Source organism: Streptomyces sp. TS71-3, assembly GCF_018327685.1.
In the GTDB taxonomy this organism is placed as follows: domain Bacteria; phylum Actinomycetota; class Actinomycetes; order Streptomycetales; family Streptomycetaceae; genus Streptomyces.
In genome coordinates this window covers 1,576,452-1,602,122 of record NZ_BNEL01000003.1, presented here as the reverse complement: position 1 = coordinate 1,602,122, position 25,671 = coordinate 1,576,452, and the positions used below count along the sequence as shown (strand labels likewise).

Sequence of the window (25,671 nt, the reverse complement as noted above, 5' to 3'; positions counted from 1 at the left end):
CCCCCGGACCCCTTTCCGGGGTCCGGGGGAGGAACCCAGCTCGTGACGCCTGCTCACCTGTGCTTGTACTTCTTGATCGAGTCGTCCTTGGCCGTGGCGTCGGCGGCAGCCTGGCACTTCTTGACGGCCTCGGCGGGCGTCATGCGGCCGGCCATCATCTCGCCGAGCACGGCGACGCCGATGCGCTGCTTGTTGAGGTCCGTGTACCAGTCCTGGAGACGGGGGTTGACGATGTTGGTGCCCGCCTTGTCCAGCGCGGCGACCGCGGAGGACAGGCCCGGCGGGAGGTCCAGACCTGTGGTGCCGCCCTGCAGCGAGGTGAGCGAGGAGACCTGCTTGGTGAAGTTGGCCGAGGAGTCCTTGCCGAGCATGATGCGCAGCTGCTCCATGCCGCCCAGCGGGTTCTTCGCCTTCTTCGGCACGATGAACGGCTCGCTGCCGGCCGCCCAGAGGGTGCCGAACGGCATCTTGTCGCTCTTGTCCAGGCTGGAGGGCCCGGCGACGGACATCTGGAAGTCCTTGGGCGTGGTCTTGGCGGACTCGTTCTCCACCCAGGAGCCGTTCGGGATGAAGAGCGCCTTGCCCTGGTTCCACGCCGTCTGCGACTCGATGTGGGTGAGGCCGGGGGTGCCCTGGAGGATGTAGCCCTTCTTGAAGAGCTCGTAGTACGCCTCGAACGCGGCCTTCACCGCGGGGTCGTACCAGGCCTTGGGCGCCAGGTTGTCGATGGCGTCGAGGACGCTCGCGCCACCGATCTTGCCGATGAACGGGAAGAGCGAGAACGGGATGTAGTACGGGTACTTGCCCGCGTACGTCCAGCCGGCGACGCCCTTCTTCTTCGCCTTGGCGCACAGCGCCAGCATCTCGTCCCAGGTCTCCGGGTACTCGGCGTCGAGCTTGGCGAGGTTGGACTTGGAGTACCAGACGCCGTACACCGTGTACGCGTAGTACATGATCCAGACCGGGTCGCCGTCGAACTGGCCCATCTCCACGACACCGGGCCGCAGCGTGTCGCGGACCTTCTTGCTCGGGTCGTCGATCGACGGGGCGTCGAGCAGCGGGGTGAGGTCGGAGAGCTGGTTCTTGCCGACCAGCACGCCGGTGTCCATCTGCTCGGCACCGGAGTCGTCGATCAGGTCGGGGGGCGTGCCGCCGTTGAAGCGGGGCTGGAGCTCCGTCTGGATCTTCTGCGTCTTGTGGTGGTTGATCTTCGCCTTCGGAAAGCGCTTCTGGTAGAGCGCCTCGGCGTCCACGGCGTACTTGTCGCCGAATCCGCCGTCGAAAATGACGACGTCAAGGGGGGCGTCCTCCTTGACGGCCAGCGGATTGGCCGCGCTCTTCTTGCCCTTCTCGACCTCCTTGTTCCCGCTGTCGCTGCTGGCGCACGCGGAAAGGAAGCTCATGGTGGGGACGGCGATCAGGCCGAGTGCCGCGGACCGCTTGATCAGATCACGCCGGCCGAAGCCGTCCTGCGCGGAAGTGGATCCCATGCTCAAGTCCTCGCTCTCTCCAGGACTCAGGCGGTGAACCGGATCCTCCCCGGCACCGCGGTGATGTGAAGCTGGGGTCGTGCTCGAAAACTGGGTTCGTGCTTGAAGTCCGGGATCGCTTGGAATACCGGGCAGTTGGCGCCCTGACAGTGACACCTCGTGCCGCCTCCCCACTCCCCCGGGCCGCGCGATAAGCCGGGCCACCCCGCGGACGCCGACAGGTATAGTCCAGTTACCGAGACGGGGGCAAGATCGAATGCAGGTTTGGTCGGCAGTTTTTCCTAGTTGAGACCTCGCGGATACATGCCGCGGCCACCTTTCCAGGGCCCGCCGCCTGGGGTTTGACGGGCACTCGGTGACCATGGAGCGCCCGCGCCCTCAGGCCTTCTCGTACGGCAGGATGCGGCGCGGCGGCACCGTGCGCTGATGCCACGGGCGGCGCCACTCGCGGGGGTAGCCCACGGAGACCTCCTCGCAGCGGACGCCCTGGTGCCAGGTGGTGCGGGGGATGTGCAGATGCCCGTAGACCACGGCCTCGACGGGGAAGCGGGTCAGCCAGTCGGCCGTGCGCTCGGTTCCGCACCAGAGCGCGAAGTCCGGAAAGCGCAGGATGTCGGTCGGCTCGCGGGTGAGCGGGAAGTGGTTGACGAGCACCAGCGGCAGGTCGGAGCCGAGTTCGGCGAGCCGGGCCTCGGTCTGCTCCAGGCGCGCGGCGCACCAGGCGTGCCGGCTCGGGTACGGGTCGGGGTGCAGCAGGAACTCGTCCGTGCAGACGACGCCCTTGTCGTAGGCCTGCTCCAGGGCCTGCTGGCGGGTGTGGGAGGGGTCGGTCCTGAAGGTGTAGTCGTAGAGGAGGAAGAGCGGCACGACGACCACGGGCCCGCCCGGCCCCTCCCAGAGGGGGTAGGGGTCCTCTGGGGTGACGACGCCGAACGACCGGCAGGCCTCGACCAGGTGCTCGTAGCGGGCCGTGCCGCGCAGCTGGACCGGGTCCTCGCTGGTCGTCCACAGCTCGTGGTTGCCCGGCACCCAGACGACCTTGGCGAAGTTCCGGCTCAGCGTCTCCAGGGCCCAGATGATGTCCGCGGAGCGCTCCCCCACGTCTCCGGCGACGATGAGCCAGTCGCGGTCGGAGACGGGACGCAGTTCCTCGACGATCTTGCGGTTCTCGGGGTGCACGACGTGAAGATCGCTGATGGCCAAGAGGTGTGCCTGGTCCATTGACTGCCCGTCCGTTGAGAAGGTGAGAAGGCGTCCACCGGGGTGCCGCCGGGGATCCCGGGACACCGGGCGTCCGGGGCCGCGGGCCGACTGGCGGCGCGGCACGCACCGGGGCCCCGATCCCCGTGCGGGCGAACGGGCCCGCGGGCGGGCAGAGCTGGCCCGCGCTCAGGACCCCGGGGTCCCCGACCGCATCCGCCGCGCATGGCGACCCCTTGTCCCCCGCCGTCCGAGCCGCCGCCCGGAGCCCCGCACGAGAAGAACGCCCTTGTCCGTGCACGGACACCCGTGCATCCCGAGCCTACAGGGCAGGGGCCGCCGGGGGATGCCGGAATCATCCGGGTTCGCGGGGTCCGGGACGGCCGCCTCCGGGGCACGGCGACACCCCAGTTCGCGCCGGCACCGGGCACGGCCCGCACCCCCGCCGCGTACCCGCGCCCCGCCACACCCCAACACCCCTCCCACACCCTTGACATCACCCTCCACATCCCGCACTACTGGAGCACTGCGCACCCAACTGACAACGTTGTCCGACAGGGAGGGGACCTGACCATGCCCCGCACAGCTCATCACCGCCTGAGGCGGAGACTCGGCCCGCTGACCGCCGTGACCGTGGCCGCCGGGCTGCTGGTCGCGGCGGTGCAGGGTCCGGCCGCCGCGCGCCCCGGGCAGGCGCCGCACGCCGGCACGCACTTCACCTCGTCCTTCGAGGACGGCGACCGGGCACCGGACTGGACCAGCACGGTCGAGACGCTGCCGGACGGGACGCCGAAGGCCTCCGGCGTGGACGCGATGGAGGCGGCCGTGGACACCGGCCCGCCGGACTCCCCCACGGCCAGGAAGGACGCCGGCTTCACCGGGCTGCACGCCCTGCACTACGGCGGCAGGCACCAGGCCAACGGGCGGGCGTACGTGTACGACAAGGTCTTCGACGTCGACATCCCCGTCACCGCGCGCACCCGGCTCTCCTACCGGCTCTTCCCCGCCATGGAGGACGCGGCGCCCGACTACGACGCCACGAACGCCTCGGTGGACCTCGCGTTCACCGACGGCACGTACCTGAGCGACCTCGGCGCCGTCGACGAGCACGGGTTCCCGCTCTCGCCGCAGGGCCAGGGCGCGGCGAAGTCGCTGTACGTGAACCAGTGGAACAGCGTGGCCTCCCGGATCGGCTCGGTCGCCGCCGGCAAGACGGTGGACCGGATCCTTCTCGCCTACGACTCGCCCAAGGGGCCCGCGTCCTTCAGCGGCTGGCTGGACGACGTCTCGATCCAGGACGCGGCTCCCGAGCCGCCGAAGGCGCACCTGTCGGACTACGCGGTCACCACGCGCGGCACCAACTCCAGCGGTGACTTCTCCCGCGGCAACAACTTCCCCGCGACCGCTGTTCCGAACGGCTTCAACTTCTGGACGCCGGTGACCGACGCCTCGTCGCTGAGCTGGCTCTACGAGTACGCGCGCGCGAACAACGCGGCGAACCTGCCCACCATCCAGGCGTTCAGCGCCAGTCACGAGCCCAGCCCGTGGATGGGCGACCGGCAGACGTTCCAGGTGATGCCGTCGGTGGCGCAGGGCACCCCGGACGCGTCCAGGGCGGGGCGCGCACTCGCCTTCCGGCACGAGAACGAGACGGCCAGCCCGCACTACTACGGGGTGACGTTCGAGAACGGCCTCAAGGCCGAGATGACGCCGACGGACCACGCCGCGATGATGCGGTTCACGTATCCCGGCGACGACGCGAGCGTGATCTTCGACAACGTGTCGGACAAGGGCGGCCTGACGCTCGACACCGGCAAGGGCACGTTCTCGGGCTACTCCGACGTGAAGTCGGGCCTGTCGACGGGGGCCACGCGGCTCTTCGTGTACGGGGAGTTCGACGCGCCGGTCACGGCGGGCGGGGGGCTCAAGGGCGACGCGGGCGGCGACAACACCGGCTACCTCCGCTTCAGGCCGGGCGCCGGCCATGCGGTGACGATGCGCATCGCCACCTCGCTCATCGGCGTCGACCAGGCACGGGCGAACCTCGCACGGGAGATCCCGGCCGGTGAGTCGTTCGGCCAGGTCGAAAGGCGCGCCCAGCAGCAGTGGGACGACCTGCTCGGCCGCATAGAGGTGCAGGGGGCGAGCCGGGACCAGCTCACGACGCTGTACTCCAGCCTCTACCGGCTCTACCTCTACCCGAACTCCGGTTTCGAGCGGGTCGGCGGCAAGGACGAGTACGCGAGCCCGTTCTCCGCGCCGGCCGGCGAGAACACCCCGACGCACACCGGCGCGAAGATCGTGCAGGGCCGTCCTTACGTCAACAACGGCTTCTGGGACACCTACCGCACCACCTGGCCCGCCTACTCCTTCCTCACCCCGAAGCGCGCGGGCGAGCTGGTCGACGGGTTCGTGCAGCAGTACAAGGACGGCGGCTGGACGTCGCGCTGGTCGTCGCCCGGGTACGCGGACCTGATGACCGGCACCTCCTCGGACGTGGCGTTCGCGGACGCGTACGTCAAGGGCGTGCACTTCGACGCGGAGGCGGCGTACGACGCGGCGGTGAAGAACGCGACGGTGGTGCCCCCGTCGTCGGGTGTCGGCCGCAAGGGCATGGCCACCTCGCCGTTCCTCGGCTACACGACCACGGACACCGGCGAGGGGATGTCCTGGGCGATGGAGGGCTACGTCAACGACTACGGCATCGCGCAGATGGGCAAGGCCCTCTACGCCAAGACCGGCAAGTCCCGCTACAAGGAGGAGTCGGAGTACTTCCTGAACCGCGCGCGGGACTACGTGAAGCTCTTCGACGACAAGGCGGGCTTCTTCCAGGGCCGTGACGCCAAGGGCGCCTTTCGGGTGCCCGCCTCCTCGTACGACCCGAGGGTCTGGGGCTACGACTACACGGAGACCGACGGCTGGGGCTACGCCTTCACGGCGCCGCAGGACTCCCGGGGCCTGGCGAACCTCTACGGCGGCAGGGACGCCCTGGCCAAGAAGCTCGACACCTTCTTCGCCACCCCCGAGACGGCCGCCTTCCCCGGCTCCTACGGCGGCGTGATCCACGAGATGCGCGAGGCACGCGACGTCCGCATGGGCCAGTACGGGCACTCCAACCAGGTCGCCCACCACATCGCGTACATGTACGACGCGACGGGACAGCCGTACAAGGCACAGGAGAAGATCCGCGAGGTGCTGTCCCGGCTGTACACCGGCAGCGACATCGGGCAGGGCTACCACGGCGACGAGGACAACGGCGAGCAGTCCGGCTGGTACGTCTTCTCGGCGCTCGGGTTCTACCCGCTGGTGATGGGCAGCGGCGAGTACGCGGTCGGCTCCCCGCTGTTCACGAAGGCGACGGTGCACCTGGAGAACGGCCGCGACCTCGTCGTCAACGCCCCGCGGAACAGCGCGAAGAACGTGTACGTGCAGGGCCTGAAGGTGAACGGCAAGGTGTGGTCGTCCACGTCGCTGCCGCACGCGCTGCTGGAGAAGGGCGGCACGCTGGACTTCGCGATGGGGCCGCGGCCGTCGTCGTGGGGCTCCGGGAAGGACGCGGGTCCGCCGTCCGTGACCCGGGACGACGAGGTGCCGGCGCCGCGCTCCGACGCCGTCGAGGGCGAAGGACCCCTCTTCGACGACACCTCGGCCACCTCGGGTCCGGTGGCGACCACGGACCTGCCCGTGCCGTCGGCGACCGAGGCCGTCCAGTACACGCTGACGTCCGCGGACCACGCCAAGGCGCCCACGTCCTGGTCGCTCCAGGCCTCGAAGGACGGCACGACCTGGACGGACGTGGACCGCCGCACCGCCGAGTCCTTCCGCTACGACCGGCAGACCCGCGCCTTCACGGTGCCGCACCCCGGCGCGTACGCCCACTACCGGCTGGTGGTGGACGGGGCGGCGACGCTGGCGGAGGTGGAGCTGCTCCGCTGAGCCCCTGCGGGGGCCGTGGCTGGGCCACGCCCCCCGCAGGGGAACCGAAGGACGGTCTCCCTCACGACGGCGGACGGGCCGCACCTCTCCGTGAGGTGCGGCCCGTCCGGCCGTGCGGGTGCCTTATGCGGTGACGGCGCGCGTCACTGGTTGATCAGGCTGCGCAGCACGTACTGGAGGATGCCGCCGTTGCGGTAGTAGTCCGCCTCGCCGGGGGTGTCGATGCGGACGACCGCGTCGAACTCCACGCCGGTGTCGGTGGTGACCTTGACGGTGGCGGGGGTGTCGCCGTCGTTGAGGGCGGTGACACCGGTGATGGAGAAGGCCTCCTCGCCGGTCAGCCGGAGCGTCTCGGCGTTCTGGCCCTCGGGGTACTGCAGCGGCAGGACGCCCATGCCGATCAGGTTGGAGCGGTGGATGCGCTCGTACGACTCGGCGATCACGGCCTTGACGCCCAGCAGCGCCGTGCCCTTGGCCGCCCAGTCGCGCGACGAGCCCGAGCCGTACTCCTTGCCGGCGAGCACCACCAGCGGGGTGCCGGCGGCCTGGTAGTTCTGCGCGGCGTCGTAGATGAAGGAGACCGGCCCGTCCTCGCGGGTGAAGTCGCGGGTGTAGCCGCCCTCGGTGCCCGGCGCGATCTGGTTGCGGAGCCGGATGTTGGCGAAGGTGCCGCGGATCATGACCTCGTGGTTGCCGCGGCGGGAGCCGTAGCTGTTGAAGTCGCGGCGCTCGACGCCGTGCTCCGTGAGGTACTTGCCGGCGGGGGTGTCGGCCTTGATCGCGCCGGCCGGCGAGATGTGGTCGGTGGTCACCGAGTCGCCCAGCTTGGCCAGCACCCGGGCGCCCGCGATGTCCTCGACGGCGCTGGGCTCCAGGCTCATGCCCTCGAAGTACGGGGGCTTGCGCACGTAGGTCGACTCGGCGTCCCACTCGAAGGTGTTGCCGGTCGGCACCGGCAGCGCCTGCCACTGGGCGTCGCCGGCGAAGACGTCCCGGTAGGACTTGGTGAACATGTCCTCGCCGATGGCGCTCGCCACGACGTCGTTGACCTCGGCCTCGGAGGGCCAGATGTCCTTGAGGTAGACGGGGTTGCCGTCCTGGTCGGTGCCGAGCTGGTCCTTGGTGATGTTCACCTTCATGGAGCCGGCGAGGGCGTAGGCGACGACGAGCGGCGGGGACGCCAGGTAGTTCATCTTGACGTCGGGGTTGATCCGGCCCTCGAAGTTGCGGTTGCCGGAGAGCACCGAGGTGACGGCGAGGTCGTTGTCGTTCACCGCCTTCGAGACCTCCTCGGGCAGCGGGCCCGAGTTGCCGATGCAGGTGGTGCAGCCGTAGCCGACCAGGTTGAAGCCGACCTTGTCGAGGTACGGCGTCAGGCCCGCCTTGTCGAAGTAGTCGGTGACGACCTTGGAGCCGGGCGCGAGCGTGGTCTTCACCCAGGGCTTGCGGGTGAGGCCCTTCTCGACGGCCTTCTTGGCCACGAGCGCGGCGGCCACCATGACGTACGGGTTGGAGGTGTTGGTGCAGGAGGTGATCGCGGCGACGGTGACGGCGCCGTGGTCGAGGTTGTAGGTGGTGCCGTCGGGGGCGGTGACGGGCACCCGCTGGGACGGCACGCCGTTCACCGCGGTCGGGGTGTCGGAGGCCGGGAAGGACTCCTTGCCGCCCTCCTCGTCCTCGACGACGTAGTTCCGCACGTCCTGCGCGAACTGCTGGGCGGCCTGGGCGAGCACGATGCGGTCCTGCGGGCGCTTCGGGCCGGCGATGGACGGCACGACCGTGGCGAGGTCGAGCTCCAGCTTCTCGGAGAAGTCGGGCTCGGCGGCCGGGTCCAGCCAGAGGCCCTGCTCCTTGGCGTACGCCTCGACGAGGGCGACCTGCTGGGCGCTGCGGCCGGTCAGGCGCAGGTAGTTCAGGGTCTCGGCGTCCACGGGGAAGATGGCGGCGGTGGAGCCGAACTCCGGGGACATGTTGCCGATGGTGGCGCGGTTGGCGAGGCTGGTCGCGGCGACGCCTTCGCCGTAGAACTCGACGAACTTGCCGACGACGCCGTGCTTGCGCAGCATCTCGGTGATGGTCAGGACCAGGTCGGTCGCGGTGGTGCCGGCCTGCATCTGGCCCGTCAGCTTGAAGCCGACGACGCGCGGGATGAGCATCGAGACGGGCTGGCCGAGCATCGCGGCCTCGGCCTCGATGCCGCCGACGCCCCAGCCGAGCACGCCGAGGCCGTTGACCATGGTGGTGTGCGAGTCGGTGCCGACCAGCGTGTCCGGGTAGGCCTGGCCGTTCCTGACCATGACCGTACGGGCCAGGTGCTCGATGTTGACCTGGTGCACGATGCCGGTGCCGGGCGGCACCACCTTGAACTCGTCGAACGCGGTCTGGCCCCAGCGCAGGAACTGGTAGCGCTCGCGGTTGCGGCCGTACTCGAGCTCGACGTTCTGCGCGAAGGAGTCCGGGGTGCCGAACTTGTCGGCGATGACGGAGTGGTCGATGACCAGCTCGGCGGGCGCGAGCGGGTTGATCTTCGCCGGGTCGCCGCCGAGCGCCTTGACGGCCTCGCGCATGGTGGCGAGGTCGACGACGCAGGGCACGCCGGTGAAGTCCTGCATGATCACACGGGCCGGGGTGAACTGGATCTCCCGGCTGGGCTGCGCCCCCGAGTCCCAGGAGCCGAGCGCCCGGATGTGGTCGGCGGTGATGTTCGCGCCGTCCTCGTTGCGGAGCAGGTTCTCCAGCAGGACCTTCAGGCTGTAGGGAAGGCGCGCGGAGCCCTCGACCTTGTCCAGCCTGAAGATCTCGTACGACTCGTCGCCCACGCGCAGCGTGGCGCGGGCGTCGAAGCTGTTGGCCGACACGACAGTCTCCTTCGTATGTACGTATCCGCGCATACCACCGACCGCAAGGCGGGTGCGGCTGCCGCCGCGCGGTGCCGTCACGGCTCGCCCGCCTGTCCGATAAGGTAAGGCTTGGTTAGGTAGCCCTTACCGGGATTGGCAGCCAGGTGCGCCCGGCAGATATCTCGATGTCGAGATAACTCTAGTACATCGGTGCGGGACGGTCATGCCCGGAGGGGTGCCCCGTTCCCGCCGGCCGCGCCCGGATCGGCGACGCGGGCCGCCGCGTGCGGACCGGCACGGTGAAAGCACGTCGCCGGGGGCGTGAACGTCCGCGCACGGGGCAGGCGCAGAAGGGTCACGGCTTTCCGCAGAGGACACGGAAGGCGACGAAGGTACGGCAACGGGCCTCGCGCCCCGAAAGCGAAGGACGTCATGCCGGGACCGACACCGCAGGTCAGGGTCACCGAGCAGGCCGGGTACGCGATGCCGTACCCGGTGCGGACGGTGTCGCCGAGTTGCGGGGGTCGGGCTTTCGACGGACCGTCGTAGTGCACCCAGGTGCGCACGGGCTCGATCGGAGCCCACCCCATCCCCTTGCCCCTCCCCGGCCCGCCACGCCAGCGCGCCACCCTCAACGCGCGACTCATCTCATATCTGAGATATCCTGCACGCATGTCAGATGACTACCTCGTACGTATCGGCAAGCTCATCCGTGACGCCCGTCAGCATCGCGGCTGGACACAAACGCAGCTGGCCGAAGCGCTCGGCACCAGCCAGAGCGCAGTCAATCGTATTGAGCGCGGGAACCAGAACATCAGCCTTGAGATGATCGCCCGGATCGGAGAAGCCCTGGACAGCGAGATCGTCTCCCTCGGCTATGCAGGTCCCATGCACCTGCGTGTGGTCGGCGGACGCCGTCTCTCCGGCTCCATCGACGTCAAGACGAGCAAGAACGCCTGCGTGGCGCTGCTCTGCGCCAGCCTGCTCAACAAGGGCAGGACGCTGCTGCGCAGGGTCGCCCGCATCGAAGAGGTCTACCGCCTGCTCGAGGTGCTGAACTCCGTCGGTGTCCGCACCCGCTGGATCAACGACGGCGTGGACCTGGAGATCGTGCCGCCGGCCGACCTGGACATGGACGCGATCGACGCGGAGGCCGCACGCCGCACGCGCTCGATCATCATGTTCCTCGGCCCGCTGCTGCACCGTATGGACAGCTTCCGGCTGCCGTACGCGGGCGGCTGCGACCTCGGCACCCGCACCATCGAGCCGCACATGATCGCGCTGCGCCGCTTCGGCCTGGAGATCACGGCGACCGAAGGCCTCTACCACGCCGACGTGCAGCGGGACGTCACCCCGGAACGCCCCATCGTGCTGACCGAACGCGGGGACACCGTCACCGAGAACACCCTGCTCGCCGCCGCCCGGCACGACGGCGTGACCGTCATCCGCAACGCCTCCTCCAACTACATGGTCCAGGACCTCTGCTTCTTCCTGGAGGCACTCGGCGTACAGGTCGACGGCATCGGCACCACCACGCTGACCGTGCACGGCATGCCCACCATCGACGTGGACGTGGACTACTCGCCCTCCGAGGACCCGGTGGAGGCGATGAGCCTGGTGGCCGCCGCCGTGGTCACCGAGTCCGAGCTGACCGTCTGCCGGGTGCCGATCGAGTTCCTGGAGATCGAGCTCGCGGTGCTGGAGGAGATGGGCCTCGACCACGACATGTCCGCGGAGTACGTGGCGGACAACGGCCGGACCCGCCTCGTGGACCTCACCGTCCGCCCGTCCAAGCTCCAGGCCCCCATCGACAAGATCCACCCGATGCCGTTCCCCGGCCTGAACATCGACAACGTCCCCTTCTTCGCGGCCATCGCCGCGTCGGCGCAGGGCAAGACGCTGATCCACGACTGGGTGTACGACAACCGGGCCATCTACCTCACCGACCTCAACCGCATCGGCGGGCGCCTCCAGCTCCTCGACCCGCACCGGGTGCTGGTCGAGGGCCCGACGCGCTGGCGCGCGGCCGAGATGATGTGCCCGCCGGCACTGCGCCCCGCCGTGGTCGTCCTGCTGGCGATGATGGCCGCGGAGGGCACCTCCGTCCTGCGGAACGTGTACGTCATCAACCGCGGCTACGAGGACCTCGCGGAGCGGCTGAACTCCGTGGGCGCGCAGATCGAGACCTTCCGGGACATCTGATGTGCGAATGCCGCCGCACCCCGGCTGACCTGCCACTTAGCGGGTCAGGGAGGGGTGCGGCGGCGCCTCTGGGACTTCTCTGGGACTTTGGGTCCGCAGTGGGCTACTGGCCACGCTCCACGGCCTCTGCCGGCCAGCTGCGGCTACGCGAAGATCGCATCGATAGCGGCGCTGCCGCGTGCACCGGCCCGGGGCAGGAAGTGGGAGTACTTCCGCAGCGTGAACCCGGGGTCGGAGTGCCCCAGCCAGCGGGCCAGCGAGACGATCGATTCGCCGGCCTCCAGTTCCTCGGAGGCGAAGAAGTGGCGCAGAGCGTGGAAGCCGTGCTCACGGGACGGCTCCCACACGCGAGCACCGTCGGTATTACCCGCATCGAGCGGAGCGATCACGCTCGCCGCAGCCAGAGCGGGCTTCCACACGTAGGAGTTGAAGTAGTTCCGGTTGACGGCCTTCCGTTCGCGTCCCGTCACCAGGAGACTGTAGGTCCTCGGCCGCCGGTGTTTGGCTTCCACCGGCGTCTCCGAGGGCGTCGGGTCGTCCCAGGGCAGGGTGACCGGTACCGGCGCGAACTCCTCTGGGTGGGCCATCAGTGGTTGGCAATGTAGTCCTTGAGAGAGATGGCCCCATCGCGCGGATCGACGAACTCTCCTCGGCGAGCGTCGGTCTGAGCCTGGGCGAGCCAGGTCTTGGCGTCCTGGAGGGCGTCGAAGGAACGGTCCTTGACTCCGGGGATGCCCTTGACGCGGTAACGGGTGCACTTGCCGTACATGGCGGTGCGGTCACGTTTGCCGGTCTTCGGGTTGGGGCGCTTCTTCAACCATCGGTCTTCTATGTAGCCGGCCAGGTGGAGCTCCTTGGTGATGGGGATGGAGACAACGCTCTACAGAGCTTGGGGCTTCACGCGCCGAGGAAGCGGCTGGACCGCTCCTGCAGAGGGGTGTTGAGCGGGTTGAGGGCCGGGTTGGAGCAGGAGTCGGCCTGCTCCTGTTCGCGGACCCAGGCGTCGAGCGCTTCGAGCCGGTACATGACGCGACCGCGGGGTCCCATACGGAAGCTCGGGGGTCCCTGGCGACGGTGGCGCCAGACGTAGAGCGTGTGGGGTGAGAGGCCGAGATAGTCGGCTGCGTCCTTCACGGTCAGGAAGGCAGCGGATACAGCGCCCGAGGAAGCGGTAGCGGCAAGCAAAGATCGTCCAGGCATCGATGGTTCTCTGTGAGGTAGGAGAGGGGTGAGCCCGGGCGGGCGGAAATCCAGTTCCGCCCACCCGTTGCCTTTTCATGCGACAGGAAGGGAATCGCGGAGGATCCGCAACGCGGAACAGCGCTACGGACGGCGCACGGCGGTCGGGGCCGGCTCACTCGACAGGTCAGGAAGGGCGAGGGCAGCTTCGAGCCGGTCCCAAGGGATTTCATCCCGTGTCGGCTTGCGAAGGCAGTGCGCGAAGCGTTCGGCAAGGCGAGGAGCGCTCATTCCAGGGCACTCGGCAACCGTGAGGATGTGCGCCGCGGTCTGGTCACCGTTCTTCAGCCACGCCGCGATGCACGCGTCACGCAGAGCCGAGATATTCCTGCCGAGCGACGAGTCGACCTCGTGCGCTTCCAGAACCGCCGCCCGCGCTTGCCGCCAGATCTTCCGGTAGACCGGGGCGGTCAGCGGTCGCCCATCGTCGAGAACGAATATCGCGTCATCGGGGCGGAGATCGCGCCGGGTGATCTCCGCCTTCAGGAGCGCCACCAGTTCCCGGCAGGCGGGAACACGCCGTTCGGCGCCCGCGCGCCCCGAATCCGTCTCGCGGCGCTCTTGACCCTGAGGGCGGATCAGCAGCCAACCGCTGCCGTCGTCCGTGAGTTCCACGTCTCGGACGCGCAGCACCAAGGCTTCCTTCGGCTGCAGCGCCGCGAGAGCGATGGACGCCAGGAAAGCCCGCAGTACGAGGCCACTCTGAGGCTGTTCGGCGGCCCAGTCCAGGATCGAAAAACACTGCCGATCGGCCAGAAGGGTCGTTTTGGCGTCAACAACTGCAACCATGGTCAAGCTCCTTGAGGTGAGGCATGGGGTAGGTACGGCAGTCCTGGCACCGCATGTGAATCGCACAGCGACCGAACCTCTCCAATAGTCCGGAGAATCACCGGTTTGGGTAACCGGCGATCCCGTGCTATATTCCGCCGATCACGCAGACGATCTTCGGTGAGCTGCTCTAGGTTCACTCGCTTCGCCGCGCCATTCCAGTCCCTTCCGGGCTCAATATGTCTGCCGTGAGCGAATCACCATGCCGACCCTCAAATCGCTGACGCCCACCCACCAAGCACTAGACCCGAACGAGCGAAAGCGTCGGAACAGAGCAGGAGCCTTCTAAGCGCTTGGCCGCAGGTTCGAGTCCTGCCGGGGGCGCCCAGAACATGGCTGGTCAGATCCCTGACCAGCCGTCGTGGGCGGCGCGAGCACTTCCCGGGTCAGACGGCCGAGTTCCCGAGCCGTTGCGGCGGGGACGGTCACCTGGAGCCGGATCTCGCGACCCGTTCGGAGGTAGTGGACCTCTAGTACTGCAACGACACTCCGTGATGTCCTCTGCGTTTGTAGTGGCTGATGCGGGACCGGGTTTGACTTCTTCTCCGCCATAGAGACCAGGCGAGCAGGTGCTGGATGCTGTGACGGATAGGAGAAGAGATGCGATTGAAGATCCGCCGGGCCTCGTTCATGGTCACGGGTATGAGGGATTGGTCGCTGCCGGTATGTGGATCCCCTTTTTTGCCTCTGCCCGCAGGATGGCGAGAAAGGCAAGGGCGGCCATGGAGAGGGTTATGTGTCGGTACCACGCGATGTAACCGCGGACCTGGTAGTGATCGAGCCCCGTTTCGTTCTTCGCGGTCTGGAAGCACTCCTCGACCATCCACCTCGATCCTGCGACTCGGGCAAGCTCGTCCAGCGAAGTCCCAGCGAGACAGAAGCAGATGTAGTAGGCAATGTCCGTGGGATCCGTGAGGCTGCGCCGTGCCAGCAGCCAGTGAGGTTTTCTCAACGAAGATCATTTCAAGATTCCGTTGAGGACGAGTGCGGCACGGGCGATGTCGCCGATCCGGCTGGGACTGAGCGAGACCTTCTTGAGCGCGCGCCAGCGTTCCTTGAGTTCGGCGGCTGCGCGTTCGCCGAGGGCGCGCAGATCTCTGATCAGGGTGTTCGTAGTTCGGGTATCGGTGTGGAGGGCTTGCTCAGATCTACCCTGGGGGCGGCGCACCGGGATGTGGATGCCGATTCCGGCGCCGATGTAACCCTTGTCGGCAAGAGTCGGCAAACCGTCGGCGGCGGCCTTGTACAGAACGGGCAGGACGTGGATACGGGCCGCTGTGATGTCGGGGGTGGAGCCGGGCTCGACATCGGAGACCCACAGCGGGGTGCCGTTCGGGGAGGACAGGAACTGCACGTTGCCGCCGAACGCCTTGTGCTTCTGGCTGAACCACAGGTCGTTGCCGTTGTCGCGGACGCCGGCGAGACGGTCGGACTCGATGAGTGTGCCGTCCAAAATCACGTGCGTCATTCCTTCCCGCCGGCAGCGGTTCAGGACGTCGTGCAAGTCGGGGGCTTGGGCGGCCAGCGCGTCGATGCCTTCGTGGAGGTAGCGGTAGCCGGTGGCCTGGGAGACCCCGGCGTCGCGGGCCAGACAGTGCACGCACGCCTGCTCGCGGAACCAGCGCAGCACCAGCACGGCCTGACGGAACGGACCCAGCGCCCGCGACCCCCGCGGAGTGCCCAACCGTCGCCGGTGGGCGGCCAGCAGTCGTGAAAGGTGATCCACGACATGGCGCGAAACATCGAGCGTGGCAACATAGGTGACCAACGTGAAGCCTCTGGTGGGTCGGACGAGTTCTTGTGGTGAGACCTGTCCTACCAGGGGCTTTACGTCTGCTCACGACCAGGATGAGTTCGTCCGATCCACCCCGAGGCGAGCGGTTCACAACGCTTCGCGAAGATCATTTCTCTGAGAAAACCTCAGTGGTCCCAGCCTTCTCGCCGCCAGGGCCTGATCGGGGCCGCCGCCCAGTCATACTCACGCGGGCCATGAGCACCGTCACCGCAGCTCAGGAGCGTCCACGCGGCGTCGGAAAGCTCACTGACCAGCTTGTGCGCGCGGGCCTGGCCGAAGAATTCCATGGTCATGACCATCTGCGATTTCGGGACCGCGAGAACATGAGGGATGTCGTGTTCCTCCAGCCACAGCCGCAGGCGGCTCGTCTGGCCATACACCTCGTCCGCGGTCACCCACCCGAAGGGGATGCCGGAATCCACGGCACGCTGCAGCATACGTAATCCCATGTCCGGCTTGGTGGCGAACTCGACCTCGTCACCGATACCCGCCGCCCGGCACCGCTCACGATCCGATGCCCAGTCCTTCGGCAGATACAGATCCCTATCGATCAACGCCCGCCCCCGGTCGGACCCATAGGCCAGGAACACCCCGATCTGGGAATTCTCGATCCGGCCGGCAGTCCCCGAGTACTGCCGGCCCACCCCCGCCGACCGGACCCCCTTCTTCAGAAATCCCGTCTCGTCAAGAATCAGCACCCCCCGCGCGGGATCCCCGATATGCTCCACCACCGCGTCACGGACGTCGTCACGCAGCGCATCCACATCCCACAAGTAGTGGTTCAACAGCCGCTGCATCCCCTGGGGACCTGTGTCCCCGGCGGCCTCAGCCAGCGTCCAGCCGTTCTTGCGCTCCGCCTCACTCAGCAGTCCCCGCAGATAAGACACCATCCGCCGCCGCGGCTCCACCCGCCCGAAGCGCCCTGCGAACCGCGCCACGAAGTCATCGAACGCCCCTGACCACCCGTCAGCTACCTCTTCCACCACGAAGAAGTCAACGACGCCACGCGCACCACGTCACGGAGTGTCGTTGCAGTACTAGTCCGGAGCGTTCTTCTTGAACTAGCGGTGGTCACTCGGCGTGGTGGTGATGGCGACCTTGGGGTCTCGTGCCGGGCGGCGTCGTACGCGTAGGGCCGTCTTACGTGTTCAGCGTGTACGACGGTCACCGGCACCTCGGGACCCGGCCGGAACTCATCGGGGCAGCGCGCTCGGACCTCCATCATCCGTGTCTGCGCCCGCGTCCACTTCTGCGTCTGCGCCTGTGTCCACGTCTGCGCCAGTGCCTGCGGGCTCGGCGGTGGCCCGTAGGAGATTCCGCTCCAGGCGTCCCAGGGTGAGTAGGGCCGTCTCGCGCTCCTCGGCGGACAGGCCGGCCGTCACGAGGTCTTCGAGCCGGCTCCAGACCTGCTCGACCTCGCGGCGCAGGGCATGGCTGGCAGCGGTGGGTTCGATGAGCGATGCGCGCTTGTCGGTGGGTGAGGGGCGGCGGCAGACACAGCCGGCCTGTTCCAGACGCCGGACGCTGCGGGTCATGGTGGCGGCGTCGGAGTCCATGAGCCGTACCAGGTCGGCCTGCCTCTGAGGGCCGAGTTCCCACAGGTGCATCATGACCAGCTCCTGGCCGGGATGCAGGCCGATGCGACGCAGCAGCTGCCCCGCGAACATGCGGTGCAGCCGGGCCAGGCGGAAGATCGCATGGCTGACAGGCCCCCCGCTCGCCGCGGCCGGCAGGGGCACGGTGGCTTCCCGAGCCTCTCCTGAGAACTCTTGCGAGCGCTCCTTCCGGGGCTCCGGTGTGGACTGCACCATCGCGGTTCCTCGCTCCCCTGTCCGATCAGTCAACTCTACCTCCCGGCCTCGAGACATCCGCTGGCCAGCGTGGACGCCCGGGGACAAGAGCCGAACGGCGGCCTGTGACGCAGGTCATTTCCCCTGTCAGGAATGGGTCACCGACATTTGCCTGTTCGGACAGGTATCGCGATTACCTGTCCGAACAGGCAAATGTGGTGGAGGTGGTGAACCGCCAAGCCGCGGAGCACCACTCACCGCAAGGAACGCGATCAAGGCGAGCAACGCGAGGAAGAGGCCATGAGCACTGCTTTCGATCCGATCGTCCTGGGTGGCAAGCCCCTGGCAAACCGCGTCGTGATGGCGCCGATGACCCGCAACCGCGCCTTCGGGTCCGGCGCGGAGCCGACGGAGCTGATGGCGACGTACTACGCGCAGCGCGCGGGCGCCGGCCTGATCGTCACCGAGGGCATCCAGCCCACGGCGGCCGGCCAGGGCTACCCGAACACCCCCGGCCTGCACACGCCGGGGCAGGTGCGGGCCTGGCGGACGGTGACCGACGCCGTGCACCGCGAAGGCGGGGTGATCTTCGCCCAGTTGATGCACGCCGGCCGGATCAGCCACCCGAGCCTGCTGCCCGACGGGCTCGTCCCCGTGGGTCCGTCGGCCGTGGCCGCCAAGGGCCAGGTCCACACGTACGAGGGGCCGAAGGACTTCGTGGCACCGAAGGAGCTGAGCGAGCCGGAGATACGGCAGGTCGTCGCGGACTTCGCCGCTGCGGCCCGCAACGCCATCGAGGCCGGGTTCGACGGCGTCGAGATCCACGGTGCGAACGGCTACCTGATTCACCAGTTCCTCGGCCCCCGGACCAACCTGCGCACCGACGCCTGGGGCGCGGGAGTCGAGGGCCGGATCCGGTTCGCCGTCGAGGTCGCCGCGGCCGTGGCCGAGGCGATCGGCGGCAACCGGGTCGGCCTGCGGATCTCGCCCGGAAACCCGTACAACGACATGTCCGAGGGCGACCCGGCCAAGGCCTACACCGCGCTGCTGGACCGGCTGGCCGGCCTGGACCTGGCGTATCTGCACCTCGTGGAGAGCTCGGACCGGACGCTGACCGCACACCTGCGTAAGGCGTGGGCCGGCACGTTCGTCCTCAACCCGTTCACCCAACCCGACGTCACCGGGCCCGACGCGCTGAAGCTGATCGAGGACGGCAGTGCGGACGCGGTCGCCTTCGGTGCGCTGTTCCTGGCCAACCCCGACCTGCCGCGCCGTCTCGCCGCCGGCGGGCCGTTCAACACCCCCGCCCCGTCCACCTTCTACGGCGGCGACCACCGCGGCTACACCGACTACCCCACCCTCACCACCTGACCGCGGAGACCTCCGGAGGCCGCTTTTCGCGCCCCTGAGCACGGTCCGACCAGCCCCTTGCCGTCTGCGTCCCGGCTGACTGCCGGATGGGGGCTGAGCGCGCAGTTCCCCGCGCCCCCTTCGGGCGCCTTCCCGCAGGTGGGCAGCATGCTCAGCCCCGCCGATCAGGGGCGCGGGGAACTGCGCGAGCAACCACGACCCAGCCGCACCCGACCAGAAGGACCAACCCCGCACATCGTCCGCAGGTCGTAGCTGCGGCCCCTGGTCGCCCAGCGGTCCGTGAACGCGAACAGCTCGTCGTAGCGCCGGGGCACCACGTCCGCCAGCACCGGCGTCCCGAGCTGCTGGAGCTCGTCGACGTACTTGCGCCCCTCCTCCAGGATCATGCCTCCGAGCACCCGCGACACCGGGTGGAGCCGGACGCGCACGTGAAGGCACCCCTGGGCGGCCTGGGCGTGCAGCGCTTACCCCGAATATCGCCTCTGTGTTCCTGACCATCGATTCGGGCAGACACCCGGACCACGGCCTCACTCGATAACCGATCAGTAGTCAACATCGACGGACGGCTCTATGTTCAATTGCGTGTCCTGTGTGCCCCACGCATAGATGCCAAGGCCATACATTGATGCGATGTAGTAGGTTGCAGTTGTGATTGCGAACGACCCCGAAGTGACCCCAGCATCACGTGCGGTCATCCGCGGGGCCTTCCAGTTGCTTACGTCACTCCATCGCCTTGGACATGCCCGCGTCAGTGAACTCCAGCGAGATTGCGGTTTGCCACGGACAACGGTGCACCGGCTTCTCGCACAGCTTGAGGAGGTCGGCGCCGCCGAGAGGACAGCCGGCCGCTGGCGGCCCGGTCCCGCACTCGTGGAACTGGGAGCTTCAGTTCCAGCGGAGCCACGTCTACGCGAGGTGGCCCGCAGGCCCATGATGGATCTTGCCGTCGCCACCGGAGGCCTGGTCGCACTCAGCGTTGAGATGGCAGGCCAGAGCATGGTCGTCGAAGTTTTCCCCGGAGCACGTCATCTTGTTCACGAACCGATCCCAGGGATGATCGTCGACAGCCGGACCTTGACCAGATATGGCCTCGTGGCAGGCAGAGTGGCCTGTATCCGCGCTCATGAGCAGGCACACCGCGGCGACATGCAGTTGGTGGTCGACGCAGGCGGGGCCAACCCGCGAATCAACTGTATTGCGGCCCCCCTGCGCCTTTCATCTGACGATGTCGGTGCGGTCTGGCTGATGCTCCCCGGTGGGGTGGCCGTTTCAGGGGCGAATATCGCGGCGACCCACCGTATGGTCGCCCGTATCGTCAAGCAGCTGGCTCGCACAGGCGCCGAGCGATGACCACCTGGGAAACCCGATGTGCCGGAGTCCGTTCGTCGGGCGTCATGACCTGCGATTGAGGCGGCGCACCGGAATCAGCCGCCGCTGGTCAGAATCATCACGGAAAACACCGTAGACCGGGTCTGGGAAATGACCTCCCGCCACGATGGTGTTCGGCTTGAGGAACTCCCGCTGAAGATGCGACTTCGCCGCCCGAGTGAGCGCCGGGTCGTGATCATGGACGAACTGCAATTCCGGCAGCAGCAGTTCCGCCGGGCAGTGGATCGCGTCACCGGGAATGATGGCGCGCTGGCCCTCCGAGGCGACGACGAACGCAGTGTGTCCGGGCGTGTGCCCGGGGGTCAGCATGAGCTGGACCCCGTCGATGGGGCTGTCGCCGTCCTCTACCAGCCTGAGGTGCTCGCGCATCACCGCTGACTGTTCCGGACGCGGGCCGAGACCGGTCGCTCCGGGTTCGGAGGCCTCGTGCCAGAACTTCCATTCCGTCGAGGCCACGACGTTCACCGCGTTGGGAAAGGTGAACTGACCGGACTCAGGGTCGACGACCCATCCCGTGTGATCCGGATGCAGGTGGGTGTACATGACGATGTCGATGTCCGAGGGCTGAACGCCCAGGAGGGCGAGATTGTCCAGCAGGGCTCCGCCGACAACGTCCCCTCCTGGTGCTCCACCCTCGGTCGGCGGCATCTCGATGGATTCCGGACCCCAGGCCAGATCGATCAGAGCCGTCCTGCCACCCGATTCGACGAGGAAGGACCCGAGTGTCATGACGAGCCAGCCGTCCTCGTCGAGGGAATCCTTCCGCTCGGCCCACAACTCCGGCGTTGTGTTCGGAAATTGAGAGGTAGGCCGGAGGTGCGTAACGCCGTCCGGTATGTAGGTCAGGCGGATTGATCCGACATCGATCGACGCAAGCGAAGCGGCTTGTGCGGCCACAGGTCTTCCTTTCACCTGCCGGTGAGGACACCTACAGTGCGACAAGCGGCACGGTCTCCTCAATTGCGTTCCCATGGACAACTCCATGAATTCCGGCTTGTCGACAGCGTAGGCGGTGTCGGGCGACGCAGGCAGTACGCACAAAAAAGTAAGCGTGGCTCTCGCGCACGTCGGCGAGGTACCTGTCCCGGCCTGCGCCGTAACGGCGAGAACGGCGAGCGGGAAGATCGTCTCGTTGCCGCGCCGAAGTGGAAGCACCCGTGACCGCACTGAGGGCCGGGGCCGCCGGCAGCCACCGGCCGCGCGCCCGCCGCCGCCCAGCGCGGTCACGGCTTGCATCCTCGGTCGGCATGACCATCGCCGACGCCGCCCACGACGCCCTCCTCGACGTCCGGGACAACGCGTGGACGTCGGCCGTCGAACCGGACGAGAGATACAGGACGGCGGCTGGACGGCCGAAGTTGAACAGTCCGCCGTTGATGACCACTGACCGGTCACCGTAGAGGCCGCGCATCGCGTGCTTGCCTAACTTGACGCCGTGAGTACAGCAATGACTACACCGACGAGCTCCGGTGCCGGAAGGACTCCCCCCGGAGAAGCCGACGTGGTGTTGCACGATCCTGCCTCTGGTGATGTCTCGGAGCGTGAGGGTGCGGACCGCCGGAAGGTACCGGAGGGCCTTTCCCTGTTCAGGCCGCCTGTGCCTCTGATCAGGGTGGCTGTCTGTGAGGGTGATCCGCTGGCGCGTGCCGGTGTGACGGGGTATCTGGCCCGGCGGTATGACATGACAGTGGTGCGGCGGTCCGGGCGTGGGTCGGTGGGTGTGGCGGCGGGTGCGGACGTGGACGTGGACGTGGCGGTGGTGTTGGTGGACGCCTTCGACTCGGCTGCGTGCGTGCGGCTTCGGAAGCTGGTGGTGAACTCCCGGGCCCGGGTCGTTCTCGTGGTGGACGGGCTCGATGAGCGGCAGTTGGAGCTGGTCCTGGAGGCGGGGGTGCGCGGTATCGTGTGGCGGCGGCAGGCGACGGAGGTCCAGCTTGCCCAGGCCATCCGGGCGGCCTGGCGGGACGAGAGTGACATCCCGGATGACCTGCTGCGGCGGTTGATGGCGCAGCGGGCGGGCAGGGCCCGGGGTGTCGAGGTGGGCACCGTGGTGGCAGGCCGGCCCACCCCGCGTGAGCTGAGAGTGCTGGAGCTGGTCGCGCACGGGCTCAGCACCAAGGAGATCGCGGACCGGCTCAGCTATTCGGAACGCACCGTCAAGGGCAACCTGCACGACGTCATGGCGCGGCTGAACCTGCGCAACCGCGCCCACGCCGTGGCCTACGCCATACGCGAGGGCTACATCTGACCGGTCGGGCCGTCGATGTATCCGACGGGGCCCAACACACCTGTGCGCCTACCGGGATTCAGCATCGCCACGTAACGCACCTCAAGATGCGTTCTGCCTCAGCACGGTGATACGGTCAACTTAACGCATCACGACGTGCGCTATCCGAGGAAGAGAACCACCATGGAAGCTGTGCAGGTCAGCCGATTCGGCGACCCGAACGTGCTCGCACTCGCTGACGTCCCCGATCCGGCGCCGGGCCCCGACCAGGTCGCCATCGACGTCACCCATGCGGCCGTCGGTCTCGTCGACGTCCATATCCGGCAGGGGCTGTACAAGGACCGCGAGGGGCTGCCGACGCCGCCCTACGTCCCCGGTCTTGAGGTCGCCGGCACTGTCCGTACGGTCGGGGCACGGGTCACCGGCCTCACCGTTGGCGAGCGGGTGGTCGCACTCCCCTCCATGGGGTCGGGCGGGTACGCGCCCATCTGGGTCGGCCGGGAATCGCAGGTCGTGTCGATGGAAGGCTTCGACATCGATCCGGCCCTCGCCGTCGCCATCGTCCCCAAGGCGATCATGGCGCACATCGGCCTCACCCGCGCCATCCGCATGACCGCGGGCCAGAGCATCCTCGTCCATGGCGCGCTGGGGGCCTTCGCGGCGGCCTTTCCCGGCATCGCCCGGCAGTTGGGCGCCAGCCGGGTGGTCGGCACCGTCCGCGCCGAGAAGCTCAGCACGGCCGCCGGAACCAGGCTGCCGTACGACGCGATCGTGGACTCCGCCCAATTGCCCGAGGCCCTGGGCGACGAGAAGTTCGACGTCATCATCGACCCCGTAGGCGGGGCCGTCCGAACGAACAGCCTCGCCCTGCTCGCTCCCCTCGGCCGGCTCCTGCTGGTCGGCAACGCCAGCGGCGACTGGAACCACGGGGTCGATGGCAACCAGGTCTGGTACGGCAACCACACCGTCACCGGCTTCAACGCCGGCGAATACATTCCGGCCCATCCCGACGCCGTCAAACCTGCGGCCGAAGCCGCGCTGAAGGCAGCCGTAGACGGTCTACTGGACACCGCGATCGAACTGCTCCCCCTCGCGCAGGCCGCGGCTGCCCACCGCCGGCTTGAGGATCGCGCGGCCAACGGCCGCATCATCCTCGTCCTGCCCGAGCGGTAAAAATGGCCGCAGTGTCAGCGCCGCTGGTTCCCCTGGCGTCCAAATGCGTTTGAACGGGACCGCAACGCACCCTTCAGGGCAAACGCATCTTCGGGTGCGTTATTCTCCTGGGGTGCGTCAGAGAGCCCGATCCACCGAAGACAAGGCCCGTCGAGCAGAGGATCTGCTCGACGCGGCCGAAGCGATGGTGCTTGAACTCGGGGGCGTGCGCTACGTCACGCTGGCGCAGGTCACGGAACGCGCGGGCCTGCACCGCACCGGTGTGCGGCGCTACTACGCCAGCAAGGAGGAGCTGTTTCTGGAGCTGGCCGAGCGGGGCTGGGGCCAGTGGCGCGACGCGCTCAAGGCTGAGATCGCGCTCCAGACCGGGCTCACTCCGGCACAGACCGCGGCAGTGGTCAGCAGGACGCTGATCAGGTTGCCGATCTTCTGCGACCTGCTCACCCACGTGGCCCTCAGGCTTGAAGGCGACGTCGACATCGAACGGGCCCGCCGCTTCAAGACCAACGCCTTCGCCGCCCGCGACGAGATCGCCGCCGCGCTCGAGCACGCCAGCAGTCTGGCCCTCCAGCAGATCGAGACGCTAGTGGCCGTGTCCGTCACCCTGGCTGCGGGCTTCTGGCAGGTGTCCCACCCCACCGCCACCCTCGCGGAACTCTATGAGCAGGAGCCGCGCTGGGGCCATATCGCCCTCGACTTCGCCCCGCGACTGACCGCCGCACTACAGGCTTTCGCCCTGGGAATCTCTCAGGTGGGGGCATCTGCGGACGCGAGCTGAAGGCAGCCACGGCCGGCAGACGTGCTGTTCGATCCCCCACAGCCCGCCACGGTCAGGAGCACGGCTCTCGATCGCGTCGGTGACGCACTCAGCCTGCGGCGACAGCGTCCGGTGCCGCTACGGTCGGCTCGGCAGGGTCGGGGGCGATCTCCAGCCTGACCGTCTCCCTAGCGATGGCCATGGTGCGGAGCACGGTCGCTCGGTCCGGCCCGTGCACCGAGGCACTGACCGGAATGCACATGTTGTGGGTGGTGGTCGGCACATGGTCGCCGGGCCTGAACTCCACGAGCACATCAGCGATGCCGGGCAGGGCGCCCAGCTCATCCAGCCCGTGCACGGCCACCAGCGTGCCGGGGGCGTCGTCGTTGCGGATGACAACGGAGCCGAGCACAGCCCTGAACCCGTGATCCCCGTCGATCATGTTCGGACGACGGCCGAGGTAGCACTCCACGGCGTCGTGGAACGGCCGCAGGTCAGAGTGCCTCGTCCACATCGGCACCGCAGGTCCGCCCGTGAACCGGGCCGCGAGCTCGATCAGGTAGACGTCGTCTCCGTCGCCACTGCATTTGACCTCGATGTGGCCCGGCCCCTGGCGGATGCCGAACGCATCGAGCACCTGCCTACAGAACCGCTCCACTCGGACGTGGTCGGGATGGGCGCTGTCGATCTGGATGATGTCCCACAGGGGAAAGTCGTAGTCCCGGTGGTCGGGCCGTCGGTACTCCCAGATGTCGATCAGCCGGTGCTCACCGTCGGCGCTACAGAAGTTCACGGCGTACTCGCGCCCGCGTACGTAGCGCTCCACCAACCATTCGGTGACCGGCAGGCCGAGCAGGTCCACCGTCCACACCTTGCCTGCCTCGTCCAGAGCCGCCGCGTCACTGATCACAGAAACGCCATAGGACCCCGTTCCCATCGTCTGCTTCACGATGACGGGAAAGCCGATGTCCCGTGCGGCCTCCGCCACCTCACCGAGGGAGTGGGCCAGCCGGTGCTCCGGAATACGGACGCTCGTTTCCGCTGCCCTGGCCCGCATCGCCGCCTTGTTGAGTCGCGCCCAGCCCAGAGCGGGGTCGTTCCCGGGCAGGCCGAGCCGCGCCGCGATCTCGTCTGCCACGTGGAGGCTCGCCCCATGGGCGGGGACGACAGCGCGCACGTCGACCCCAGCCGCACGAACCTGCCGGACGGCGTCGTCCACGTCGCTGACTTGGAGCGACATCTCGCCGTCGGGGCCGGCCTGCTGGTTCGCGGCCGTGGACACCCCTGTGGACAGCGAGAGCACGGCGAAACCAAGATCGTGTATGGCCGCCCTGTAGTCCGGTCCGTTTCTGCTGGCGGGGTCGATCAGCAGGATCACCGGGTCATTCGTTTCCACAGAATCTCCTCAGGCCGGGGATGCGAATCATCGGGGGC

At 68.2% G+C, this 25,671-nt stretch carries 20 protein-coding genes and 3 pseudogenes; 9 read left to right on the top strand and 14 right to left on the bottom strand.

What is annotated here, in order from left to right:
* Positions 1-53 precede the first annotated feature (53 nt).
* On the bottom strand, positions 54-1,490 hold the full coding sequence (ngcE, locus tag Sm713_RS31110) for an N-acetylglucosamine/diacetylchitobiose ABC transporter substrate-binding protein (RefSeq protein ID WP_212913305.1): 1,437 nt from the start codon (positions 1,488-1,490) through the stop codon (positions 54-56).
* Positions 1,491-1,868: 378 nt separating this feature from the next.
* A complete protein-coding gene (locus Sm713_RS31105) occupies positions 1,869-2,711 on the bottom strand; it encodes a metallophosphoesterase (RefSeq protein ID WP_212913304.1) in 843 nt (280 codons plus the stop codon).
* Positions 2,712-3,263: 552 nt separating this feature from the next.
* On the opposite strand from Sm713_RS31105, the gene Sm713_RS31100 reads away from it, so the two are divergent.
* The gene (locus tag Sm713_RS31100; protein ID WP_212913303.1) at positions 3,264-6,626 is read left to right on the top strand and encodes a GH92 family glycosyl hydrolase; all 3,363 of its coding nucleotides are present in this window, start codon (positions 3,264-3,266) and stop codon (positions 6,624-6,626) included.
* 143 nt (positions 6,627-6,769) lie between these two features.
* On the opposite strand, the gene acnA is transcribed toward Sm713_RS31100, so the two are convergent.
* Positions 6,770-9,484 carry an aconitate hydratase AcnA gene (acnA, locus tag Sm713_RS31095; protein WP_283249832.1) on the bottom strand — a complete coding sequence of 905 codons (2,715 nt, stop codon included), beginning with the start codon at positions 9,482-9,484 and terminating at the stop codon, positions 6,770-6,772.
* A gap of 654 nt (positions 9,485-10,138) precedes the next feature.
* On the opposite strand from acnA, the gene Sm713_RS31090 reads away from it, so the two are divergent.
* On the top strand, positions 10,139-11,668 hold the full coding sequence (locus Sm713_RS31090) for a UDP-N-acetylglucosamine 1-carboxyvinyltransferase (RefSeq protein WP_212913301.1): 1,530 nt from the start codon (positions 10,139-10,141) through the stop codon (positions 11,666-11,668).
* Between the two features lie 143 nt (positions 11,669-11,811).
* Here the strand turns inward: Sm713_RS31090 and Sm713_RS40880 are convergent, their stop codons facing one another.
* The 8 genes and pseudogenes from Sm713_RS40880 to Sm713_RS31055 all read right to left on the bottom strand — a co-directional run bounded on the left by Sm713_RS40880 (position 11,812) and on the right by Sm713_RS31055 (position 17,341).
* Positions 11,812-12,138, bottom strand: coding sequence for an integrase (locus Sm713_RS40880; protein ID WP_249416809.1), 327 nt, complete (start codon positions 12,136-12,138; stop codon positions 11,812-11,814).
* A 116-nt stretch (positions 12,139-12,254) separates the two neighbouring features.
* On the bottom strand, positions 12,255-12,485 hold the full coding sequence (locus Sm713_RS40875) for a hypothetical protein (protein ID WP_249416808.1): 231 nt from the start codon (positions 12,483-12,485) through the stop codon (positions 12,255-12,257).
* Positions 12,486-12,565: 80 nt separating this feature from the next.
* Entirely contained in the window at positions 12,566-12,802 is a 237-nt protein-coding gene (locus Sm713_RS31080) for an AlpA family transcriptional regulator (protein WP_249416807.1), read from the bottom strand.
* 189 nt (positions 12,803-12,991) lie between these two features.
* Complete coding sequence (locus Sm713_RS31075) at positions 12,992-13,696, bottom strand: hypothetical protein (RefSeq protein ID WP_212913300.1); 705 nt, start codon at positions 13,694-13,696, stop codon at positions 12,992-12,994.
* Between the two features lie 673 nt (positions 13,697-14,369).
* Positions 14,370-14,675: pseudogene (locus Sm713_RS31070) on the bottom strand (IS701 family transposase); the annotation flags it as partial.
* Between the two features lie 18 nt (positions 14,676-14,693).
* Positions 14,694-15,503, bottom strand: a complete 810-nt coding sequence (locus Sm713_RS31065) for a transposase family protein (RefSeq protein WP_212913299.1) — start codon at positions 15,501-15,503, stop codon at positions 14,694-14,696.
* Between the two features lie 182 nt (positions 15,504-15,685).
* A pseudogene (locus tag Sm713_RS31060) lies at positions 15,686-16,516 on the bottom strand (IS701 family transposase); the annotation flags it as partial.
* A gap of 207 nt (positions 16,517-16,723) precedes the next feature.
* The gene (locus Sm713_RS31055; RefSeq protein WP_212913297.1) at positions 16,724-17,341 is read right to left on the bottom strand and encodes a MarR family winged helix-turn-helix transcriptional regulator; all 618 of its coding nucleotides are present in this window, start codon (positions 17,339-17,341) and stop codon (positions 16,724-16,726) included.
* Positions 17,342-17,620: 279 nt separating this feature from the next.
* Here Sm713_RS31055 and Sm713_RS31050 point away from each other — a divergent pair, with 279 nt between their 5' ends.
* Complete coding sequence (locus Sm713_RS31050; RefSeq protein WP_212913296.1) at positions 17,621-18,691, top strand: alkene reductase; 1,071 nt, start codon at positions 17,621-17,623, stop codon at positions 18,689-18,691.
* Between the two features lie 164 nt (positions 18,692-18,855).
* Here Sm713_RS31050 and Sm713_RS31045 read toward each other — a convergent pair whose 3' ends face one another.
* Complete coding sequence (locus Sm713_RS31045) at positions 18,856-19,119, bottom strand: hypothetical protein (RefSeq protein ID WP_212913295.1); 264 nt, start codon at positions 19,117-19,119, stop codon at positions 18,856-18,858.
* 220 nt (positions 19,120-19,339) lie between these two features.
* Here Sm713_RS31045 and Sm713_RS41805 point away from each other — a divergent pair.
* A pseudogene (locus tag Sm713_RS41805) lies at positions 19,340-19,516 on the top strand (helix-turn-helix domain-containing protein); the annotation flags it as partial.
* A gap of 105 nt (positions 19,517-19,621) precedes the next feature.
* Positions 19,622-20,041: a hypothetical protein gene (locus tag Sm713_RS40870; RefSeq protein WP_249416806.1), complete on the top strand. Its 420-nt coding sequence runs from the start codon at positions 19,622-19,624 to the stop codon at positions 20,039-20,041.
* 42 nt (positions 20,042-20,083) lie between these two features.
* Here Sm713_RS40870 and Sm713_RS31035 read toward each other — a convergent pair whose 3' ends face one another.
* Positions 20,084-20,977 (bottom strand): MBL fold metallo-hydrolase, encoded by an 894-nt coding sequence (locus tag Sm713_RS31035; RefSeq protein WP_212913293.1) that lies wholly within the window; start codon positions 20,975-20,977, stop codon positions 20,084-20,086.
* Between the two features lie 350 nt (positions 20,978-21,327).
* Here Sm713_RS31035 and Sm713_RS31030 point away from each other — a divergent pair, with 350 nt between their 5' ends.
* From Sm713_RS31030 to Sm713_RS31015, 4 genes are all read left to right on the top strand, one after another.
* On the top strand, positions 21,328-21,480 hold the full coding sequence (locus tag Sm713_RS31030; protein ID WP_212913292.1) for a hypothetical protein: 153 nt from the start codon (positions 21,328-21,330) through the stop codon (positions 21,478-21,480).
* Between the two features lie 338 nt (positions 21,481-21,818).
* Complete coding sequence (locus tag Sm713_RS40865) at positions 21,819-22,328, top strand: response regulator transcription factor (RefSeq protein WP_249416805.1); 510 nt, start codon at positions 21,819-21,821, stop codon at positions 22,326-22,328.
* A 162-nt stretch (positions 22,329-22,490) separates the two neighbouring features.
* Complete coding sequence (locus Sm713_RS31020) at positions 22,491-23,480, top strand: alcohol dehydrogenase catalytic domain-containing protein (protein WP_212913290.1); 990 nt, start codon at positions 22,491-22,493, stop codon at positions 23,478-23,480.
* 112 nt (positions 23,481-23,592) lie between these two features.
* Complete coding sequence (locus tag Sm713_RS31015) at positions 23,593-24,258, top strand: TetR family transcriptional regulator (protein WP_212913289.1); 666 nt, start codon at positions 23,593-23,595, stop codon at positions 24,256-24,258.
* 88 nt (positions 24,259-24,346) lie between these two features.
* Here the strand turns inward: Sm713_RS31015 and Sm713_RS31010 are convergent, their stop codons facing one another.
* Positions 24,347-25,633, bottom strand: a complete 1,287-nt coding sequence (locus tag Sm713_RS31010; protein ID WP_212913288.1) for an ATP-grasp domain-containing protein — start codon at positions 25,631-25,633, stop codon at positions 24,347-24,349.
* Positions 25,634-25,671: the final 38 nt, after the last annotated feature.

Excerpts from the sequence above, each read along its gene's own strand:
- ngcE (WP_212913305.1), bottom strand. The coding sequence starts at position 1,490 with ATGGGATCCACTTCCGCGCAGGACGGCTTCGGCCGGCGTGATCTGATC.
- Sm713_RS31105 (WP_212913304.1), bottom strand. The coding sequence starts at position 2,711 with ATGGACCAGGCACACCTCTTGGCCATCAGCGATCTTCACGTCGTGCAC.
- Sm713_RS31100 (WP_212913303.1), top strand. The coding sequence starts at position 3,264 with ATGCCCCGCACAGCTCATCACCGCCTGAGGCGGAGACTCGGCCCGCTG.
- Sm713_RS31090 (WP_212913301.1), top strand. The coding sequence starts at position 10,139 with ATGTCAGATGACTACCTCGTACGTATCGGCAAGCTCATCCGTGACGCC.
- Sm713_RS31075 (WP_212913300.1), bottom strand. The coding sequence starts at position 13,696 with ATGGTTGCAGTTGTTGACGCCAAAACGACCCTTCTGGCCGATCGGCAG.
- Sm713_RS31055 (WP_212913297.1), bottom strand. The coding sequence starts at position 17,341 with ATGGTGCAGTCCACACCGGAGCCCCGGAAGGAGCGCTCGCAAGAGTTC.
- Sm713_RS31050 (WP_212913296.1), top strand. The coding sequence starts at position 17,621 with ATGAGCACTGCTTTCGATCCGATCGTCCTGGGTGGCAAGCCCCTGGCA.
- Sm713_RS40870 (WP_249416806.1), top strand. The coding sequence starts at position 19,622 with ATGATGGATCTTGCCGTCGCCACCGGAGGCCTGGTCGCACTCAGCGTT.
- Sm713_RS31030 (WP_212913292.1), top strand. The coding sequence starts at position 21,328 with ATGACCATCGCCGACGCCGCCCACGACGCCCTCCTCGACGTCCGGGAC.
- Sm713_RS31020 (WP_212913290.1), top strand. The coding sequence starts at position 22,491 with ATGGAAGCTGTGCAGGTCAGCCGATTCGGCGACCCGAACGTGCTCGCA.